The 2,942-nt window shown below is 71.9% G+C and carries 4 protein-coding genes and 1 pseudogene; 3 read left to right on the top strand and 2 right to left on the bottom strand.

The genetic code is table 11. The annotated features are described in order from the left end of the window. Both G6026_RS09140 and G6026_RS09135 read left to right on the top strand, forming a co-directional pair. A pseudogene (locus G6026_RS09140) lies at positions 1-291 on the top strand (prephenate dehydratase); the annotation flags it as partial. Beyond that, positions 288-920, top strand: coding sequence for a histidine phosphatase family protein (locus tag G6026_RS09135; protein ID WP_107755450.1), 633 nt, complete (start codon positions 288-290; stop codon positions 918-920). The pseudogene G6026_RS09140 and the gene G6026_RS09135, both read left to right, overlap by 4 nt. 40 nt (positions 921-960) lie before the next feature. On the opposite strand, the gene G6026_RS09130 is transcribed toward G6026_RS09135, so the two are convergent. Both G6026_RS09130 and G6026_RS09125 read right to left on the bottom strand, forming a co-directional pair. Beyond that, positions 961-1,311, bottom strand: coding sequence for a metallopeptidase family protein (locus tag G6026_RS09130; RefSeq protein WP_107755451.1), 351 nt, complete (start codon positions 1,309-1,311; stop codon positions 961-963). Continuing rightward, positions 1,308-2,360, bottom strand: a complete 1,053-nt coding sequence (locus G6026_RS09125; protein WP_107757927.1) for a septum formation family protein — start codon at positions 2,358-2,360, stop codon at positions 1,308-1,310. Before G6026_RS09125 ends, G6026_RS09130 begins: the two co-directional genes overlap by 4 nt. Positions 2,361-2,565: 205 nt before the next feature. Here G6026_RS09125 and G6026_RS17815 point away from each other — a divergent pair, with 205 nt between their 5' ends. Continuing rightward, positions 2,566-2,913: an ankyrin repeat domain-containing protein gene (locus tag G6026_RS17815; RefSeq protein ID WP_182612972.1), complete on the top strand. Its 348-nt coding sequence runs from the start codon at positions 2,566-2,568 to the stop codon at positions 2,911-2,913. Positions 2,914-2,942 lie beyond the last annotated feature (29 nt).

Genomic DNA, 2,942 nt, shown 5'->3' with positions numbered 1-2,942 from the left:
CGGATCGGCTCGCGACCGACCCGCGTCGAGCGGTTCACCTACCTCTTCCACGTGGACCTCGTCGGGCACATCGACGATCCCGTGGTGGCCGAGGCGCTGGCGGCACTGCACCACCGGACCGCCGACCTGCGCTTCCTCGGATCGTGGCCGGTGGCGGACGGGGTCGGAGCCGGTGCCGCGCCCCCGGATCGATCCGAGGCGATCCACTGGATCGACGGTCTCCGGCACGGGGTCGACGAACCAGGGGCCGGCGGACGAGGCACTCATCGGCAGGAGGGCCTCGACCCGTGAGCGCGCGACTACATCTGGTCCGGCACGGTCAGACCCCGTCGAACGTCGCCGGCGCCCTGGACACGGCGCTTCCCGGCGCCCCCCTCACCGACCTCGGGCGGGACCAGGCACGGACGGTCGGGGCGGAGTTCGCCGCGTCGGACATCGCACCGAGGGTGATCCTCAGCTCCGAGGCGGCGCGTGCCCGCGAGACCGCCGGACTGATAGCCGAGGCGACGGGTCTGCCCACGCAGGCCGTGCCGGGAATGTACGAGGTACAGGCCGGGCAGTTCGAGATGCGGACCGGGAGCGAGGCGCTGCTGGCGTACAACCGGCTCGTGCGCGACTGGCTGGAGGACGGCGTCCTCACCTCGAGCCTGCCGGGGGGCGAGAGCGCGTTGGCCGTGCAGGAGCGCGCGATGCCGGTGGTGTCCGAGCTGCGGGAGAGTCACCTGGACAACGGGACCGACGTGGTCCTGGTGGTCCACGGCACCCTCATGCGGATGATCGCCGTGTTCGCCGGCGCCGTCCCCTCACAGTGGGCGTTGGTCAACCGGATCCCCAACTGCGGGGTCATCGAATTGGCGCCGGACGGCGGCGGGTGGTCCTGCGAGCGGTGGGGCGATCACCTGGGCCGCCCGCCGTTCTGACGGACGCGCGGGCGGTGGGTGACCCGACGGGGGAGCCCGGTCAGCCCCAGCCCAGGGCGTGGAGAGTGTGCTCCTCGATCCCGAAGTGGTGGGCGATCTCGTGGATGACCGTCACCGCCACCTCGTGGACCAACTGCTCCTCGGTGGAGCAGAAGTCGCACAGCGCGCCCCGGTAGATCGTGATGGTGTCGGGGAGGAAACCCGAGTAGGTGGTGTCGCGCTCGGTCAGCGCCACCCCCTCGTACAGTCCCAGGAGCCCCGGCTCGTCCGGGTGGCGGTCGGCGATGAGCACCACCACGTTGTCCATCGCGGAGAACAGCGCGTCCGGTACGGAATCGAGCGCGTCGTCGACCAGCGCCTCGAAGCGGGACTCGGTCACGACGATGCTCACGGCGTGCCCCCGGGGATCGGGACGGACACGGTCCCCGGATCGGCGTCTGTCGGAGTCCCGGGAGTCCCCTGACCGACGCCGGGTGGCGGCACCTCGGTGGTGGTGGGGGGCACCGGGGTGGAACCGTCGATCAGGACGCCCTGCCGGGCGGAGCCGCGCAGCACCGCGAACGGCCCGGGATCGGCGGCCCGCATCAACCCGCAGTTGACGGTGCGGCTCCCCGTGGCCCACGAGATCTGCGAGATCGGATTGACCAGCGTGGAGATGAGGGTGGTCTGGCGCAGGGCCTCCCCGTCGCCGAGGTATGCGACCCCGGCCGCGAGGCAGGCGTCCGCGGTGAGCTCGGACTGCACCCTCGGCTCGGGCGGGTTCGGTTCCTCCGGGAAGAGGCCCGAGACGTCGACATCGGAGACCACTTCGATGGAGTGGTCCTCCGAACACGGCACGGGCGCACCGGGCAAACCCTCGTCGGTGAATCCGAGGCAGGTGCCCGGGTCCCACCGCCGGTGCTGGTCCGCCTCCGCGAACACCCCTGTCGAGGTGGTCGAGCGCCCGTCGAGCTCAGCGGCGGCGACCCCGCACAACACCGAGTGGTCGCCCTTGTCCCACCCCTCCTCGGACGGCGGCACGACCAACCCGGTGAACCGGCCCGCCGGGTCGACCTCCCGGCCGCCCGCGTAGCGGGTGATCATCGGTAGACACCGATCGCTGCCGATCGGGGCCAGCCTCGTGGTGTCCGGCAACGGGGTGTTCTCACCGAACCCGGGTACCCCGGAGAGGTCGATCCGGCCGGCGACCTCGAAGCGGTGGGGCTCCTCGCAGTCGACGGTGGTGAACGCCGTGACGCGGTCGGAGGCGTCGACCTGCCATGTCAGGCACGTTCCCGGGGCCGCGTCGGCGTAGGCGGGCCCGGACAGGGTCCTCGGGTCGACCTGCGGGACGATCGCCGCGATCCGTTCCGCCGTCGCGGAGTTGGGATCCCCCATCGCCGAGGCCATGAGGCCACCGGTGATCGCCCCACCGGACAGGATCGCGACGAGTGAGGCCATGACCGCACCCCGGGTCCGGAGCAGTGGCCGGCCCGGGTGTGGTGATCGCGAGGAAGTGATCATCACGTCCATGATGCCGCAACTTCGTCGCCCCGATAGGATTCAGGGCATGAGCGGACAGAACCGAGACGAGGCCGGCGGGCCGGACAGCGGAACCCGCGCGCCGCGCGAGGGGGTCGACCCCGAGGTCCTCGAGTTCGCACAGATGCTCTTCCAGCTCGCCCGGGACGGGGAGACCGAGCGGTTGGCCGCCTACGTCGACGCGGGGGTGAGCCCGGACCTCACGAACGAACGCGGTGACGCGCTACTCATGCTGGCCGCCTACAACGGGCACCCCGACACCGTCCGGGCCCTGCTCGCCCGCGGCGCGGAAGTCGACCGCGCGAACGACCGTGGTCAGACCCCGCTCGCGGGCGCGGTGTTCAAGGGGTACGGCGAGGTGGTGCGCGTGTTGTTCGAGGGCGGGGCGGATCCCCACGGCGGCACCCCCACGGCGGTCGACACCGCCCGGATGTTCGAGAAGGATGCCTTCCTCGAGCTGTTCGGGGTCTGACCCGACCCGTCGGCGCCGCCGGGTGGTGG

The organism is Dietzia sp. DQ11-38-2, from assembly GCF_014145055.1.
Classification (GTDB): domain Bacteria; phylum Actinomycetota; class Actinomycetes; order Mycobacteriales; family Mycobacteriaceae; genus Dietzia.
The sequence above is the reverse complement of the archived record's forward strand: the minus strand, read 5'-3'. Positions and strand labels throughout refer to the sequence as shown.